The organism is Cellulosimicrobium sp. 72-3 (assembly GCF_013127315.1).
GTDB lineage: Bacteria > Actinomycetota > Actinomycetes > Actinomycetales > Cellulomonadaceae > Cellulosimicrobium > Cellulosimicrobium funkei.
Genome location: NZ_CP053419.1, coordinates 1,539,254 through 1,554,778, shown reverse-complemented (window position 1 = coordinate 1,554,778; position 15,525 = coordinate 1,539,254). Strand labels below are relative to the sequence as shown.

Here is a 15,525-nt window from a genome sequence, read left to right as displayed (position 1 = left end):
TCTGCTAGGTAGAGCACACACCCTGCCCGGAGTATTCCCCGCGCACGACCGCGCAGGCCCGACCCGCGCACCCTCTACGCTGCCCCTGTGACGCACGACACCTCCGCGCACCGGCTCTCGCGCACCACGATCGCGGGCTACGCCGCCGGGTCCGTCGGCACCGGCGGGTTCGGCACCCTCCCCGGCCTGGTCCTGCTCGTGTACCTCACCGACGCGCTCGCGGTGCCGGCGGCGGTCGCCGGGCTCATCGTCACGGGCGCCAAGGTGTGGGACGTCGTCGTCGACCCGTTCATCGGCTACGGGTCGGACCGCGACCTGGCCCGCACCGGGTCGCGCCGTCGCTTCATGTCCGTGGGCGCCCTCACCCTGCCCGTGCTCTTCGCGCTGACGTTCGCCGTCCCGGCGGCCGCGGGGCCGACCGCCGCCGCGATCTGGGTGCTCGTCGCGTTCCTGCTCGCCGCGACGGCGTTCTCGCTCTTCCAGGTGCCGTACATCGCGCTGCCCGCGGAGCTCGATCCCACGTACGACGGCCGCACCCGGCTGCTCGCGTGGCGCGTCGCGACGCTCGCGTTCGCGATCCTCCTGTTCGGCGCGGGCGGACCGGCGCTGCGCGGGGGCGGGGACTCGACGTCGGGGTACCTCGTCATGGGCATCGTGTCGGGCGTCGTCATCGGCGCCGGGATGCTCGTCGCCGCGCGGGTCGCCCCTCGCGCACCCAGCGGCGCCGGCACGCCCGCTCCCCCGGCCGGCGCGGCCACCGCCTCGGCCGGAGCGACCACCGCCGCGGCCGATCCCGCCACGGGCTCGGCGTCACCCGCGTCGGCGTCGCGCGCCTGGACCCTCGCCGTGCGCGAGGCGGTCGACGCCCTGCGCCGCTCGCGCCCGTTCCGCACCCTGCTCGCCGCGTTCGTGCTCCAGGCCGTCGCGACGGGGCTCATGCTCGCCGGGGCGGCGTACGTCGCGCGGTACGTGCTGCGCGACGAGGCGGCCGTCAGCTACCTCTTCGCGGCGCTCGTCGCGCCCGCGCTGCTCTGCATGCCGCTGTGGACCCGGCTCGCGCGCCGCGACGGCAAGGAGCGCGGGTTCGTCGTCGCGACGGTGCTCTTCGCGGTCGCCGCGCTCGGGATGGTCCCGCTCGTGTGGGCACCCGGTGCGTGGGTCTACGTCCCCACCGCGCTCGCCGGCATCGCGTACGCGGGCATGCAGGCGCTGCCGCTCGCGATGCTCCCCGACGCCATCGCGCACGACGCGCGGACGCACGGCGAGGGCCGCGGCGGCGCCTTCGGCGGCGTGTGGACGGCGGGCGAGACGACGGGCATGGCGCTCGGCGCCGCGGTGCTCTCGCTCGTCCTCGGGATCACCGGGTACGTGTCCACGCGGGCGGGCGAGACGGTCGCCCAGCCGGCCGCCGCGGTGGACGGGATCGCGCTCTCCTTCTCGGTCGTGCCCGCCGCGCTCGTCCTGCTGAGCCTCGTCCCGCTCGTGCGATACGGTCTGCGCAGGGGGGACATCGACGACACAGCACCGGAGCTGCCGCGTGACCACGCCCCGACCGACCGAGCCCGTGACTGACGCGGGATCGACCGCCCCCGGCGCCCTGCCGCGGCCCGCCGACGAGGTGCCGCTGCGCACCGACGGGATCCTCGACCGGCTCGCCGCGCTCCGCGCGGCCGACGCCCCGACGCACGGCGGACGCGTCCTGTCCTACGTCTACGACCCCGGTCTCGCCGAGCTCGACGAGCTCGCCGCCGCCGCCGCGCGGGCCGTCCAGCCGGTCAACGGGCTCGACCCCACGACGTTCACGTCGGTCGCCGTCATGGAGGGCGAGCTCCTCGGGTTCGCGCGCACGATGCTGCACGGAGCGGCCGACGGGCCCGACGCCGTCGTGGGCTCGGTGACGTCCGGCGGGACGGAGAGCTGCCTGCTCGCGGTGAAGATCGCGCGCGAGGCGTTCCGCGCCGAGCACCCGGACGTGCGCCCCCGCGTCGTGGCCCCCGTGAGCGTGCACGCCGCGTTCCGCAAGGCCGCTCAGCACCTCGACGTGGACCTCACGCTCGTCCCCGTCGACCCGGCGACGGGGACGCCCGCCGCCGCCGACCTCGTCGCGGCGCTCGACGCCGACGACGTCGCGCTCGTCGTCGTGTCCGCGCCGTCGTACCCGCACGGCGTCGTCGACCCGGTCGCCGAGGTCGCCGAGGCCGCCGCGGCGCGCGGCGTGCCCGTGCACGTGGACGCGTGCGTCGGCGGCTGGGTGCTGCCGTTCTGGGCCGCGGCCGGGGGCGAGGAGGTGCCGCCGTTCGACTTCTCCGTGCCGGGCGTGACGAGCATCTCCGCGGACGTGCACAAGTACGGCTACGCGCCCAAGGGCGCGTCCGTCCTGCTCGTGCGCGGGCGCGACCGCCAGCGCCGGCAGTTCTTCGCGACGACGGGCTGGCCGGGGTACCCGGTCGTCAACCCGACGCTGTCCGGGTCGCGATCCGCCGCGCCGCTCGCCGCGGCGTGGGCCGTGAGCCAGGCCCTCGGCACCGCGGGGTACACGGCCCTCACCGCGCGGTGCGTGCGCGCGACCTACGCCCTGCGCGCGGCGGTGGACGCGATCGACGGGCTCCGCGTCGTCGGCCGCCCCACCGGCCCGCTCGTCGCCGTGGCGACCGACGAGTCCGTGCCGCCCGAGCGGCGCGTCGACCCGCACCTGTGGGCCGACGCCGTCCGGTCCCTCGGGTGGGTGCTCCAGCCGCAGCCGGGGCTCGTGCAGGACGACGGCACGCGCCTGCCGCACACGACCCACCTCACCATCACGCCCGTCACCGAGGCCGGTCTCGACGGCCTCGTCGCCGCGCTCGGCGCGGGCGCCGACGACGTCCGCGGCGCCGGGCGCCCCGACGTGAGCGGGGTGCTCGCCGCGCTCGCCGGTGAGTTCGCACCGAGGGCCGACGCCCCCACCGCCGACGAGATGTGGGGCGCACTCGTCGGGGTGCTCGCCGCGGACGACGGCGGGCCCGAGGGCGACGACGACCGGGGGCCGCGCGCGTCGGTCCTGCCCGACCGCCTCGCCCCGCTCATGGCCCTCATGGAGGTGCTGCCCGCACCGGTCGCGGAGCAGGCGCTCGTCGAGATCGTGGCGCGCGTCTCCGAGCCGCACGCCGAGGCGCCCGGCACGGCGTGACGGCCGCACGACCGGGCAGTGGCGCCCGGGGCGGACTCGCCCCGCCGCACCGCTCGGGGTAGAACAGTCGCGTGACCGACACCGCCGACTTCCCGCCCGACGACTTCTCCCACGACAACCCGCGCCCCGCGGGCTGGCTCAGCGCCGAGGAGATCGCGGTCGCGCGCGCCCAGCTCCCGCTCGTCTACGTCGACGCCGTCCCCGTCCGGGTCGACGACTCGGGCGACGTGGTCGCGGTCGGGCTCCTGCTGCGCGTGACGCCCGAGGGCATGATGACGCGGGCCCTCGTCTCCGGGCGGGTCATGTTCCACGAGCGCATCCGCGACGCGCTGCTGCGCCACATCGAGAAGGACCTCGGCCCGGTCGCGCTGCCGCAGGTGCCCGCGTCCCCGCAGCCCTTCACGGTCGCCGAGTACTTCCCGACGCCGGGCATCACGTCCTATCACGACCCCCGCCAGCACGCGGTCTCGCTCGCGTACGTCGTGCCGGTGACGGGCGACTGCCGGCCGCAGCAGAACGCCCTCGAGCTCGCGTGGCTCACGCCCGAGCAGGCGTGCAGCGACGAGGTCCAGCTCGAGATGCGCGGCGGCCAGGGGGTGCTGCTGCGCCAGGCGATGGCGTACGTCGGCCGCCTGCCGTGACCGACGCGCCAGGCGTCCGGGTCGACGCGGGCCGGCACGTCGTGGCCCGCACCCTGCACACGCTCGTCGCCGTCGCGGCGCTCACGGGCGTCGTCCTGGAGGTCGCGATCGCGCTCGTCGACGGTCCCGGCACGGCCCCGAGCCAGGCCGAGCGCCTCGTGCGCCTGTTCTCCTACTTCACGATCCAGTCGAACCTGCTCGTCGGGGTCGTCTCCGTCCTGCTCGCGGCGCGACCCGCGCGCGACGGGACCGTCTTCCGCGTCGCGCGCCTCGACGCGCTGCTGTGCATCGCGGTGACCGGGATCGTCTACAACACCGTGCTGCGCGGTCTGCAGGACCTGACGAGCGCCGGCCAGGTCTCGAACCTCCTGCTGCACCTCGTCGCGCCGCTGCTCGCGGTGGCCGCGTGGGGACTCGTGGGCCCGCGCCCGCGGGTCGACGCCGCGACGGTCTGGTGGTCCGTCGCGTACCCGCTCGCGTGGATCGCGTACACGTTCGTCCGGGGCGCCGTCGTCGGCTGGTACCCCTACCCGTTCCTCGACGTGGGCGAGCTCGGCCTCGGCCGGGCGCTCGTCAACACCGCCGTCGTGGCGGTCGTCTTCCTCGCCCTCGCGTGGGTCGTGCGTCTCGTCGACTCCCGCCTGCGCCCCGCGCCCTGACCCTCTCGCGCCCCGGCAGTGCGCCCGGGACCAAGGGCCCGCACGCTCGTTCCCGTCGGCCCTGGGCCTCGCGCCCTCGGAGCCGGACGCTGGAGGGAGGGGACCCGTCCGGTCCGGACGGGCGGTCGACGAAGGGGTGAGCGCGATGGACGCCGCAGTGGTCTACGAGTCGATGTACGGCAACAGCGAACGCGTCGCGCAGGCCATCGCGGAGGGGCTGTGCGAGACGGTGCGCGTCGAGGTCGTCGACGTGACCGACCCGGCCGCCCACCCGGACGCCCTGCGCCACGTGCAGCTGGTGGTCGCCGGCGGCCCGACGCACGCCCTGGGCATGACGCGCCCCGCGACCCGCGCCGAGGCGGTGCAGCGCGCGACGGGCCCGGTCTCCGACCGGGCCACCGGGCTGCGCGAATGGGTGGAGTCCCTCCCGCCACAGGAGGAGGGGCGGCTCGCCGCGACGTTCGACACGCGCGCGACGAAGGTCCGCTCGCTCCCGGGCTCGGCAGCCCGCGGCGCCGCCAGGGCGATGCGCCGCGCGGGGTTCCGGCTCGTCGTCCCGTCCGCGTCGTTCTACGTCGGCGACGTCGAGGGACCCCTGGACGACGGCGAGCTCGACCGGGCGCGCGCGTGGGGTCGCGCGCTGGGCAAGGTGCTCGTCCCGGCGGAGAGCCCGGCCGAGGGCCGCTGACCAGCCGGGCCCGCCCGCCCCCTGGCCACGACGCTCCGGCCGGTGCGGCGCTGAGGGCGCTGCGGGTCAGCCGAGCTCGAGCCGGGGCCAGTCGTCGAGGTCCTCGCGCATGCGGCGGTCGTGCGTCGCCACGACGACCGCCGCGGGCGTGACGCGCAGCGCCTGGGTGAGCTCGTCGACGAGGTCGATCGACAGGTGGTTGGTCGGCTCGTCGAGCACCAGCACGTGCGGCGCCGCGAGGAGCGCGCGGGCGAGGTCGAACCGCCGGCGCTGCCCCGCGGACAGCTCGCGCAGCGGCCGCTCCAGGTCCTCCTCCGTGAGCAGGCCCAGGAACGCGACGGGGACGAGGTGCTCGGGGTCGAGGCGGCCCGCGTCGAGCAGGTCGAGCGCCTCGCGCGCGTACTCGTCGAACCCGGTGCGGTCCTCCGCCTCCGGGGGCAGCGCCGGGCCCTCCTGCGCGACGACGCCCAGCCGCGCGCCGTCGACGACGGACCGGGTGCCGCGGTCGAGCGGCACCAGGCCCGCGAGCGCGGCGAGGAACGTCGACTTGCCGCTGCCGTTCGGCCCGGTCACGAGCAGACGCCCCGAGGGAGGGAGCGCGACCCGGGTCCCGGGCAGGTCGAGGCGCGCGCCGCCGTCGGGCCCGACGCGCGGGCTGCGCAGCTCGAGCACCGGGTCGCCCGGCTCCCAGCCCGGCGACATCGCGGGGAGCTCGGGGAACACGAGCTGGAGCGGCGGCACGGGCACCTCGACGGCCTCCGCCTCGAACTGCTGGAGGCGCCGGTCCGCGGCCTTGACGTGGATCCGGGCGCGCGTCGCGCGGCGGTGCTTCTGGCTGCCCTTGGGCGGGCGCCACTCGTCGGACAACCCTTCGTACGACGCGTCGAGGACCGCCGCGAGCTTCTCCGCGCGCTTCTGCTCCGCCCGGAACCGCTGCCGCCAGCGGTGCAGCGCCTGGTTCTTCGCGAACCGGTAGGAGAGGTACCCCGGCTGCCCGTAGAGCACCGGCTTCCCGTCCATCGCCGGGTCGAGGTCGAGGATCTCGGTCGCGACGTCGTCGAGCAGCTGGCGGTCGTGCGTGACCATCACCACGCCGCCGCGCCACGCGACGAGCTCGCCGGTGAGAAAGTCGATCCCGCCGGTGTCGAGGTGGTTGGTCGGCTCGTCGAGGAGGAGCAGGTCGGCGCGCTCGGCCAGCCGGCACGCGAGCCGCACGCGGTAGCGCTCGCCGACGGACAGGGTCGCGAGCTCGCGGTCCCGGTCGCGGCATGCGCCGAGGCGCGAGAGCGCGACGTCGACCCGGCGGTCCGCGTCCCACACGGCGAGGTGCTCGGCGCGGGCGAGGATCTCCGTGAGCTCGGCGAGGTCGCCCGCCTCGTGGTCGAAGTCCCGGGCCGCCGCATCGAGCTCGGCGGCGACCGCCCGCAGCCCGCTCAGCGTCGCGGCGACGAGCGTGCCGACCGTCTGGCCCGGCGCGATGGCGAGCTCCTGCTCGACGAGCGCGAGCGAGCCCGCGCGGCGCACCTCCCCACGGGCGGGTGCGAGGTCGCCGGAGAGCACGTGCAGGAGCGTCGACTTGCCCGTGCCGTTCTCCCCCACGACCCCGAGCCGCGTCCCCGCGGCGACGCGCAGCCCGACCCCGTCGAGGACGGGGCGTCCGGGGTAGGCGAAGGCGAGGTCGTCGGCGGCGAGGTGCACGGGGACCACCCTATGTTCCAGGGGATCGACCCTCTGCGTCCCGGGATCGACCCGCCAGGGCCGGTCCGGGCCGTGCGGGGACGGTCCCGCGGGCGGGGTACCGTCGGGAGCATGACCGACCTCGCGCCCACCGGACCGCGCCCTCGTCGCCCCGGGCTCGTCGTGCTCGCCGTGCTGGCCGACGTCGCGTGCGTCCTCGCGCTCGCGACCGGCGGCCTCGCGACGCACTCCGCCGACGAGGGTCTGACCCGGCTGCTCGTCGTGGCGTGGCCGTTCGCCGCGGGCGCCGCGCTGGGCTGGCTCGTCACGCGCGCGTGGCGCCGCCCGTGGGCCCTGTGGCCGACGGGCGTCGTGGTCTGGGGCTGCACGTGGGCGCTGGGCGTCCTGCTGCGCGTGCTCACCAACCAGGGCGTGGCCCCGGCGTTCCAGCTCGTGTCGTTCGGGTTCCTCGCGATGACGATGCTCGGCTGGCGCGGCGTGGTCGCGCTCGTCGGCGTGCTGCGGCCGGGCGACCGCCGACGCCGCGAGCGCGAGCTCGCCGGCCGCCCCCTACCGCGCTGAGAGCGCCGCGACGACGTCCGGCGCCAGAGCGCGGAACGCCTTGCCGCGGTGGCTGATCGCGTTCTTCTCCGCCGGGCTCAGCTCGGCCGCGGAGCGGGCCGTCCCCGCACCGGGCTGCTCGTCCGGGAGGAGGATCGGGTCGTAGCCGAACCCGTTCGCGCCGCGCGGCGCGGTGAGCAGGGTCCCGCGCATCTCCCCCGTCCGCACGACCTCGGTGCCGTCGGGCGTGACGAGCGCCGCCGCGCACACGAAACCGGCCGCGCGGTGCTCGGCACGCACGTCGCCGAGCTGCGCGAGCAGGAGCTCGAGGTTCGCGACGTCGTCGCCGTGCCGCCCCGCCCAGCGCGCCGAGAAGATGCCCGGCGCGCCGCCCAGCACGTCGACGGCGAGGCCGGAGTCGTCCGCGACGGCCGGCAGCCCGGTGGCCGCGACGAGGGCGCGCGCCTTGATGAGCGCGTTCTCGGCGAACGTCACGCCGTCCTCGACCGGCTCGGGCGCGCCGACGTCGCCCGCGCCGACGATCGCCTCGGGCGCGAGCTCGAGCCCCGGGTGCGCGTCGAGCTCGGCCGCGAGGATGGCGCGCAGCTCGGCGATCTTGCCCGGGTTGTGCGTCGCGAGGACGAGTCGCGCGCCGTCGGGCACGACGACGCCTGCCGTCTCGGGCGTGCCGCTCATCGAGGGTCCGCCGCGAGCGCCGCGCGCTGGATCGCCGTGAGGTCGGCGGTGCCGGCCACCGCGAGGTCGAGCAGCGCGTCGAGCTCGGCGCGGTCGAACGGGGCGTGCTCCGCGGTGCCCTGCACCTCGACGAACGTCCCGGAGCCCGTGACGACGACGTTCATGTCCGTCTCGGCGCGGACGTCCTCGACGTACGGGAGGTCGAGCATGGGCGTGCCGTCGATGATCCCGACGCTCACGGCCGCGACGGAGTCGGTCAGCACGGGCTTGCCGCCCTTGATGTGGCCGTGCCGCTGGCCCCACGCGACGGCGTCGGCGAGCGCGACGTAGGCGCCGGTGATCGCGGCGGTGCGCGTGCCGCCGTCGGCCTGGAGGACGTCGCAGTCGAGCACGATCGTGTTCTCGCCGAGCGCGGAGACGTCGATGATCGCGCGCAGGGACCGGCCGATGAGGCGCGAGATCTCGTGCGTGCGCCCCCCGATCTTGCCCTTGACCGACTCGCGCTGGCTGCGCTCGTTCGTCGCGCGCGGCAGCATCGCGTACTCGGCGGTGACCCAGCCCTCGCCCGACCCCTTGCGCCAGCGCGGCACGCCCTCGGTGAACGACGCCGCGCACAGCACGCGCGTGCGGCCGAACTCGACGAGCACGCTGCCCTCGGCCTGGTCGAGCCAGTGGCGGGTGATGGTCACGGGGCGGAGCTGGTCGGGCGTGCGGCCGTCGGCGCGGAGGGGCGCGGCCGTGCCCGGAGACGAGGAGGGGATGGTCATGCCGCCACCCTACCGACCCCCGGCCCACCGCTGAGCGCGGTGGATGGTCACGTCTTCCGGAGCCGACGGCGGCTCGTCCCCGCGCTCAGCGGTCAGAGGTCGAAGACCGCGCCCGTCGTGGCGACGTCGACCGGGCCGGTGTACGTCTCGCGCGCCTCGGCGCGCGAGCGCTCGGGGTCGTTCCACGCGGGCAGGTGCGTGAGCACGAGCCGGCGCGCGCGGGCCGCGGTGGCAACCTCGCCCGCGCGTCGCCCCGTGAGGTGGATGCCCCGCTCGACGCCGTCGTCGCGGCCCTCGTGGAACGCCGCCTCCGAAAGGAGCAGGTCGGCGTCGCGCGCGAGCTCGACCACGCCGTCGCACGCGTCCGTGTCCCCCGTGTACGCGAGGACGGCGCTCTCCCCCGGGCGCAGCGTCGACGGCCCGGTGACGCGCACCCCGTACGCCTCGACGGGGTGGAACACGCGGTACGGCTCGAGGACGAGCGGGCCGACCCGGACCGGCGCGCCCGGCTCCCACGCGCGCACGTCGAGCTCCTCCGTCACGCCGTCGCCCGGCTCCGCGCCGTACGCCGCCTCGATGCGGGCGGCCGTGCCCGCCGGGCCCAGCACGGTGAGCCGGCTCGGCACGCCCGTGCGGGTCGAGCCGCGGACCGGGTGGTAGCGCAGGTACACGTACAGGCCGCACACGTCGACGAAGTGGTCGGGGTGGAGGTGGGACAGGCCCACCGCGTCGACGTCGAGCGGGTCGACGAACCGCTGCAGCGCGCCCAGCGACCCGTTGCCCAGGTCCAGCACGACGTTCCAGTCGCGCGCCTCGAGCCCCGCGGCCGCGGCCTCCGCGGCCGGCACCTGGACGAGGTACGACGACGCGGGCGACGCCGGGCCGGCGAACGACCCCGAGCACCCGACCGTGACGAGACGCATCAGGCCGCCTCCACGCTCAGCACCTCGGGACCGAGGAACCGGCGCGCGAGGTGCTCGAACGGCTCCGCGCTCCCCGTCGCGAGGAACCGGTGCCGCGGCGGCCCGGCGTCGCGCGAGCGCTCGAGGTCGTGCGCGACGAGCGTGCGGTACACGTCCTTCGCGGTCTCCTCCGCGCTAGACACGAGCGTGACCTCGTCGCCCATCACGTACGAGATCGCGCCCGTCAGCAGCGGGTAGTGCGTGCACCCGAGCACGAGCGTGTCCACGCCCGCGGCCTTCACCGGGTCCAGGTAGCGGTGCGCGACCTCCAGCACCTCGGGGCCCGACGTCACGCCCTGCTCGACCAGCGGCACGAACTCGGGGCACGCCTGCGTCGTCAGGGTCAGGCCCGGGGTCACGGCGAACGCGTCCTCGTACGAGCGCGACGTGATCGTGGCCCGCGTCCCGATGACGCCGATGCGGCCCGACCGCGTCGCGGCCACGGCCCGACGTGCCGCCGGGAGGATCACCTCGACGACCGGGAGCCCGTGGCGCTGCGTGTACCGCTCGCGCGCGTCGCGCAGCACCGCGGACGACGCGGAGTTGCACGCGATGACGAGCATCTTCACGCCGTCGTCGACGAGCTGGTCCATGATCGCCAGCGCCATCGCCCGGACCGCCGCGAGCGGCTTCGGCCCGTACGGGCTGTTCGCGGTGTCCCCGATGTAGAGGAGGGCCTCGTTCGGGAGCTGGTCGAGGATCGAGCGTGCCACGGTCAGGCCACCCACGCCCGAGTCGAAGATCCCGATGGGAGCGTCGTTCACCCGGCCGAGCCTACTGTCGCCGCCCCGCGCGAGGCGCCTCGAACCACGCGCACGCCGCTGTGGCAGCGCCCACAGGTCCGCGGCACGCTCAGCCCTGCGGCTCGGGGCGCGGACCGCCCCGCCCCGCCCGCAGGTCCGCGAGCATGCCGTCGACGAGCGACTCCTGGAGCAGCCCCGTGAGGAGGAACACGCTCACGAGGAAGCGGCGCGGCGCACCTCCCACCTCGCCGTCGTCCGGGCCGTCGTCGCCCTCCCGGTCCAGCTCGTCGTACAGGCCCTCGACCTGCTCGTCGGTGCGCAGGTCCAGGCGCTCGGCCAGGACGAGGCGCACGTCGGTCAGGGCGCCCGCGACGTCCTGCGCTTCCTGGCGCCCGACGACGAACGGCGCCGCCTCGGCCGGCTCGGAGTCCACGAGCATCCGGCCGAGCAGCACCAGCCGGCCCACCTTGCGCGCCGCGAGGTCGTCCTGCGTGAAGCGCCGGAACTCGCGCGCCACCTCGACGTCGTCCGACGCGTCCGGGAGCAGACGGCGCACGGCCGGGTCCGGGGGCGGCGTCGCGTCCGACCCGCCGCCACCGGGCGTCGGGCCCGTCCATCCCGGGGGCGACCACGCGTCGTCGGGCCCGGACCGGCCCGGCGCGTCCGACGCCCGCCCGGGGACGCCCTCCTGGAGCATCTGCGCGACGTCGCCCGCGAGCTGCGCCAGCACGATCCGCTCCGACGGCTCGAGCTCGGCGACGTACCCGTGCGCCTCCGCGCGGAACGGCCTCACTGCTCGCCGTCCTTCTGGAGCGTCGCCCACAGCCCGAACGAGTGCATCGCCTGCACGTCGACCTCCATCCGCTCGCGGTCGCCCGTCGACACGACGGCCCGGCCCTCCTGGTGCACCTGCATCATCAGCTCGTGGGCGCGCGCGGTGGAGTACCCGAAGTACGACTCGAACACGTACGCGACGTAGCTCATGAGGTTGACCGGGTCGTTCCACACGAGGGTGACCCACGGGCTGTCGAGCCGGGTCCCCTCCTCGGTGCGGACCGCCTCCTCGGGCACGGTCAGGGACGCCTGCGCGGCAGCGGGGCGGGTGAAGATCGGGTGGGGTCTCACGTCACCACTCTATTCGCGGGCCTGTCGGCGCCCACTGCGGCGGTCGCTGCCCTACGGTATTCCGCATGAGCCTCGCCGACCCGGGCAGCGTCGCCCTCCCCGCGACCGACAGCGCTGCCCCCTCCGCCTCGCCGACGCAGCGGGTGTCGGACCAGCCGACGTACCAGCCCGGCGCGTCGACCGCGCTCCTCACCGACCGCTACGAGCTGACGATGCTCCAGGCGGCGCTCGCCGACGGCACCGCGGGCCGGCACTGCCTGTTCGAGGTCTTCACGCGCCGCCTCCCGCCGGGTCGGCGGTACGGCGTCCTCGCCGGGACCGGGCGGGTCCTGGAGGCGCTGTCGTCGTTCCGCTTCTCCGCGGCCGAGCTCGACTGGCTGCACGCGCAGTCGGTCGTCGACGACCGCACCCTCGAGTTCCTCGCCGGCTACCGCTTCACCGGCACGATCACCGGGTACCCCGAGGGCGAGGTCTTCTTCCCCCAGTCGCCGGTGATGACGGTCGAGGGCACGTTCGCCGAGGCGGTGCTGCTCGAGACCCTCGTCCTGTCGATCCTCAACTACGACTCGGCCGTCGCGTCCGCCGCGTCCCGCATGACGAGCGCCGCCGTCGAGCGCCCGTGCCTCGAGATGGGCGCGCGGCGCGCGCACGAGCAAGCGGCCGTCGCCGCGGCGCGGGCCGCCGTCGTCGGCGGCTTCGCCGGGACGTCGAACCTCGAGGCGGGCCGCCGGTACGGCCTCGAGACCATCGGCACCGCCGCGCACGCGTTCACGCTCCTGCACGACGACGAGAGGTCCGCCTTCGCGTCGCAGGTCGCGTCCCTCGGCCCCGGCACCACGCTGCTCGTCGACACCTACGACGTGCGCCGCGGCGTCGAGAACGCCGTCGAGGCGGCCGGCGGCCACCTCGGTGCCGTGCGCCTCGACTCCGGCGACCTCGGCGTCCTCGCCGTCGAGGTGCGCCGCCAACTCGACGCCCTCGGCGCGCACGACACGAAGATCACCGTGACCTCCGACCTCGACGAGTACGCCATCGCGTCGCTCGCCGCCGCGCCCGTCGACTCCTACGGCGTCGGCACGTCCCTGGTCACCGGCTCCGGCGCCCCCACGTGCGGCATGGTCTACAAGCTCGTCGCCCGCGCCGACTCCAGCGGCGTGCTCCAGCCCGTCGCCAAGGCGTCGACCGCCAAGACGAGCACGGGCGGACGCAAGTGCGCCGCCCGCCGCTACGACGCCGACGGGCGCGCGGTCGAGGAGGTCGTCGTCACGGGTGCCGACCTCGCCGTGCAGGAGTGGGAGCCCGACGACGTCGACCTGCGCCGGCTCCAGGTGCCCCTCGTCGTCGACGGCGCCGTCGACTCGCGCTGGGTCGGGTCGTACGGCGTCGAGAACGCCGCGCACCGCCACCGCGAGGCCCGCGCCGAGCTGCCCCGCGGCGCGCGCCGCCTCTCCGCCGGCGACCCGGCGATCCCGACGGTCGTGCACACGCTGTCCTGACTCTCCCCGGGCCGCGACCCGGTCGCGGCCGGGCGTGCGCGCCCGGCCGCCGGGGCGCGCGGGCTACCGCTTCCCGACGAACCAGCCGCGCACCGTCGCGACCCGGGCGTCGAGCTGCTCGACCGTCGCGAGCGGGACCTCGGGCCCGCCGCAACGGCGCCGGAGCTCGGTGTGCACCGACCCGTGCGGCTGCCCGCTGCGTCGCGACCACGCCGAGACGAGCTGCTGGAGCTCCTTGCGAAGCTCCGCGGCGCGCCGGTGGTCCATCTCGGCCCGCTCGCGCTCCGCGGACTGCGTGGTGCGCGAGCGCGCGCTCATCTGGTCGGCCTGCCGCTGACGCAGGAGGGTCGTGACCTGGTCCGCGTCGAGCAGACCGGGCAGCCCGAGGAAGTCGAGCTCCTCGTCGGAGCCGACGTCCGCGCCCGTGCCGAACTCGCCGCCGTCGAACAGCACGCGGTCGAACGACGCCTGGGCCTCGAGCGCCTCGAACGAGCCCTGGACGAGCTCGCCCGACGCCTTGTCCTCGCGGTTCGCCTCGGCGAGCAGCGCGTCCTCGGGGTTGAACCCCTCCCCCTGCTCCTCCGCCGTGAGCGGCCGGTCCAGCGCGTGGTCGCGCTCGATCTCGAGCCCGTTCGCGAGCTCGAGCAGGTGCGGCACGCTGGGCAGGAACACCGACGCCGTCTCGCCGCGCTTGCGGGCACGCACGAACCGTCCGACGGCCTGCGCGAAGAACAGCGGCGTCGCGGTCGAGGTCGCGTACACGCCCACCGCGAGCCGCGGGACGTCGACGCCCTCCGACACCATGCGGACGGCGACCATCCAGCGCGCGTCGCCGTCGGAGAACTCCTCGATGCGGCTGCTCGCGCCGTCGTCGTCCGAGAGGACGACCGTCGGCGACTTCCCGGTGATGCGCGCGAGGTGGCCCGCGTACGCGCGCGCGTCCGTCTGGTCGGTCGCGATGACGAGGCCGCCCGCGTCGGGGATCGCCCGCCGGACCTCGGTCAGCCGCTTGTCCGCGGCCGCGAGGACCGACGGGATCCACTCGCCGTTCGGGTCCAGCGCGGTGCGCCACGCCTGGCCCGTCATGTCCTTGGTGAGCGCCTCGCCGAGACGCGCGCTCACCTCGTCGCCGGCCTTCGTGCGCCAGCGCATGTTGCCCGAGTAGGACAGGAACAGCACCGGACGCACGACGTGGTCGCGCAGCGCGTCGCCGTACCCGTAGGTGTAGTCGGCGCGCGATCGTCGGATGCCGTCGGGACCGCGCTCGTACTCGACGAACGGGATGGCCGCGGTGTCCGAGCGGAAGGGCGTGCCCGTGAGCGCGAGGCGCCGGGTCGCGTCCTCGAACGCCTCGCGCACCGCGTCGCCCCACGACAGCGCGTCGCCGCCGTGGTGCACCTCGTCGAGGATGACGAGCGTGCGGTCGGCCGTCGTGCGCGCCGCGTGCAGCGCCGGCTTCGCGGCGATCTGCGCGTACGTGAGCGCGACGCCGTCGTAGTGCGCGCCGTGCCGGCCCTGGCTGTTGCGGAAGTTCGGGTCGATCCGGATGCCGACGCGCGCCGCCGCGTCGGCCCACTGGTGCTTGAGGTGCTCGGTCGGGGCGACGACCGTCACGCGCCGCACCACGCCCTGCTCCAGGAGCTCGGTCGCGACACGCAGCGCGAACGTCGTCTTGCCCGCGCCGGGCGTCGCGACGGCGAGGAAGTCGCGCGGCGCGCGCGTGCGGTACAGCTCGAGCGCCTCGGCCTGCCAGGCGCGCAGCTTGGACGCCGAGCCCCACGGGGCGCGCCGCGGGAACGCGGGCGAGAGGTGCGACGCCGCCGCGGAGGACGGGCTCTGGGGTGCCGGCGGCGAGGTCCTGCTACGGGAGTCGGGGGCGGAGTGACCGGTGGACGTCGTGTGGTGCTCCGCGCTCACTTGCCGGAGTCACCCTCGCCGTCCTGCGGGTCTCGCAGTCCCTCGTAGATCTCCTTGCACGTGGGGCACACGGGGAACTTGTTCGGGTCGCGGCCGGGCACCCAGACCTTGCCGCACAGCGCGATCACCGGCTTGCCGGAGAGCGCCGACTGCATGATCTTCTCCTTGCGCACGTAGTGCGCGAAGCGTTCGTGGTCGCCGGGCTCGGTCTGCTCGCGCGTCTCCTCGCGCTCGAGCACCCCGGTCGACGTGCCGGTCGTCGGCTCGGTCGCAGGAGTCCGGAACGGGTCCTCGGGACCCCCGGGTGGCGTGCTCGCGCGGAGTTCGATCATGGAGTGAAGTCTACGTCGCGACGCCCACACGTCGGGCGGCCGTCGCCGCGGCAGGTCCGCGCGCCGTGCGACACCCGCCGCGCGGACCACGGGCC

16 protein-coding genes are annotated in these 15,525 nt (G+C 75.8%); 7 read left to right on the top strand and 9 right to left on the bottom strand.

Annotated elements, in window-relative coordinates; all coding sequences use genetic code 11:
* Window positions 1-87: 87 nt before the first annotated feature.
* The 5 genes from HKK73_RS07005 (at window position 88) to HKK73_RS06985 (ending at window position 5,154) form a co-directional block, all read left to right on the top strand.
* On the top strand, window positions 88-1,572 hold the full coding sequence (locus tag HKK73_RS07005) for an MFS transporter (RefSeq protein ID WP_171467708.1): 1,485 nt from the start codon (window positions 88-90) through the stop codon (window positions 1,570-1,572).
* On the top strand, window positions 1,538-3,166 hold the full coding sequence (locus tag HKK73_RS07000; RefSeq protein ID WP_371810593.1) for an aspartate aminotransferase family protein: 1,629 nt from the start codon (window positions 1,538-1,540) through the stop codon (window positions 3,164-3,166). The genes HKK73_RS07005 and HKK73_RS07000 overlap by 35 nt, the downstream gene beginning before the upstream one ends.
* Window positions 3,167-3,237: 71 nt before the next feature.
* Window positions 3,238-3,807, top strand: coding sequence for an NUDIX hydrolase family protein (locus tag HKK73_RS06995; protein WP_009863909.1), 570 nt, complete (start codon window positions 3,238-3,240; stop codon window positions 3,805-3,807).
* Window positions 3,804-4,466 (top strand): Pr6Pr family membrane protein, encoded by a 663-nt coding sequence (locus HKK73_RS06990; protein WP_253705833.1) that lies wholly within the window; start codon window positions 3,804-3,806, stop codon window positions 4,464-4,466. Before HKK73_RS06995 ends, HKK73_RS06990 begins: the two co-directional genes overlap by 4 nt.
* A gap of 145 nt (window positions 4,467-4,611) precedes the next feature.
* A complete protein-coding gene (locus HKK73_RS06985) occupies window positions 4,612-5,154 on the top strand; it encodes a flavodoxin domain-containing protein (RefSeq protein ID WP_034655787.1) in 543 nt (180 codons plus the stop codon).
* Window positions 5,155-5,220: 66 nt separating this feature from the next.
* Here the strand turns inward: HKK73_RS06985 and HKK73_RS06980 are convergent, their stop codons facing one another.
* Entirely contained in the window at window positions 5,221-6,852 is a 1,632-nt protein-coding gene (locus tag HKK73_RS06980; protein ID WP_171467707.1) for an ABC-F family ATP-binding cassette domain-containing protein, read from the bottom strand.
* Window positions 6,853-6,963: 111 nt separating this feature from the next.
* On the opposite strand from HKK73_RS06980, the gene HKK73_RS06975 reads away from it, so the two are divergent.
* Window positions 6,964-7,413 (top strand): DUF3054 domain-containing protein, encoded by a 450-nt coding sequence (locus HKK73_RS06975; RefSeq protein ID WP_171467706.1) that lies wholly within the window; start codon window positions 6,964-6,966, stop codon window positions 7,411-7,413.
* On the opposite strand, the gene rdgB is transcribed toward HKK73_RS06975, so the two are convergent.
* The 6 genes from rdgB to clpS all read right to left on the bottom strand — a co-directional run bounded on the left by rdgB (window position 7,402) and on the right by clpS (window position 11,637).
* Entirely contained in the window at window positions 7,402-8,088 is a 687-nt protein-coding gene (gene rdgB, locus HKK73_RS06970) for an RdgB/HAM1 family non-canonical purine NTP pyrophosphatase (protein ID WP_171467705.1), read from the bottom strand. The genes HKK73_RS06975 and rdgB overlap by 12 nt on opposite strands.
* Window positions 8,085-8,855 (bottom strand): ribonuclease PH, encoded by a 771-nt coding sequence (rph, locus tag HKK73_RS06965; RefSeq protein ID WP_043652567.1) that lies wholly within the window; start codon window positions 8,853-8,855, stop codon window positions 8,085-8,087. Before rph ends, rdgB begins: the two co-directional genes overlap by 4 nt.
* A gap of 92 nt (window positions 8,856-8,947) precedes the next feature.
* Window positions 8,948-9,778, bottom strand: coding sequence for an MBL fold metallo-hydrolase (locus tag HKK73_RS06960; protein ID WP_034655785.1), 831 nt, complete (start codon window positions 9,776-9,778; stop codon window positions 8,948-8,950).
* On the bottom strand, window positions 9,778-10,581 hold the full coding sequence (murI, locus tag HKK73_RS06955; protein WP_031316087.1) for a glutamate racemase: 804 nt from the start codon (window positions 10,579-10,581) through the stop codon (window positions 9,778-9,780). Before murI ends, HKK73_RS06960 begins: the two co-directional genes overlap by 1 nt.
* 88 nt (window positions 10,582-10,669) lie before the next feature.
* Window positions 10,670-11,353, bottom strand: coding sequence for a DUF2017 family protein (locus HKK73_RS06950; protein WP_171467704.1), 684 nt, complete (start codon window positions 11,351-11,353; stop codon window positions 10,670-10,672).
* Complete coding sequence (gene clpS, locus HKK73_RS18920; RefSeq protein ID WP_051027713.1) at window positions 11,350-11,637, bottom strand: ATP-dependent Clp protease adapter ClpS; 288 nt, start codon at window positions 11,635-11,637, stop codon at window positions 11,350-11,352. Before clpS ends, HKK73_RS06950 begins: the two co-directional genes overlap by 4 nt.
* A gap of 113 nt (window positions 11,638-11,750) precedes the next feature.
* Here clpS and HKK73_RS06940 point away from each other — a divergent pair, with 113 nt between their 5' ends.
* Entirely contained in the window at window positions 11,751-13,181 is a 1,431-nt protein-coding gene (locus HKK73_RS06940; RefSeq protein ID WP_171467703.1) for a nicotinate phosphoribosyltransferase, read from the top strand.
* Between the two features lie 63 nt (window positions 13,182-13,244).
* On the opposite strand, the gene HKK73_RS06935 is transcribed toward HKK73_RS06940, so the two are convergent.
* Window positions 13,245-15,098: a DEAD/DEAH box helicase gene (locus HKK73_RS06935; protein WP_043652576.1), complete on the bottom strand. Its 1,854-nt coding sequence runs from the start codon at window positions 15,096-15,098 to the stop codon at window positions 13,245-13,247.
* Window positions 15,095-15,430, bottom strand: a complete 336-nt coding sequence (locus HKK73_RS06930; protein WP_021482851.1) for a DUF3039 domain-containing protein — start codon at window positions 15,428-15,430, stop codon at window positions 15,095-15,097. Before HKK73_RS06930 ends, HKK73_RS06935 begins: the two co-directional genes overlap by 4 nt.
* Window positions 15,431-15,525 lie beyond the last annotated feature (95 nt).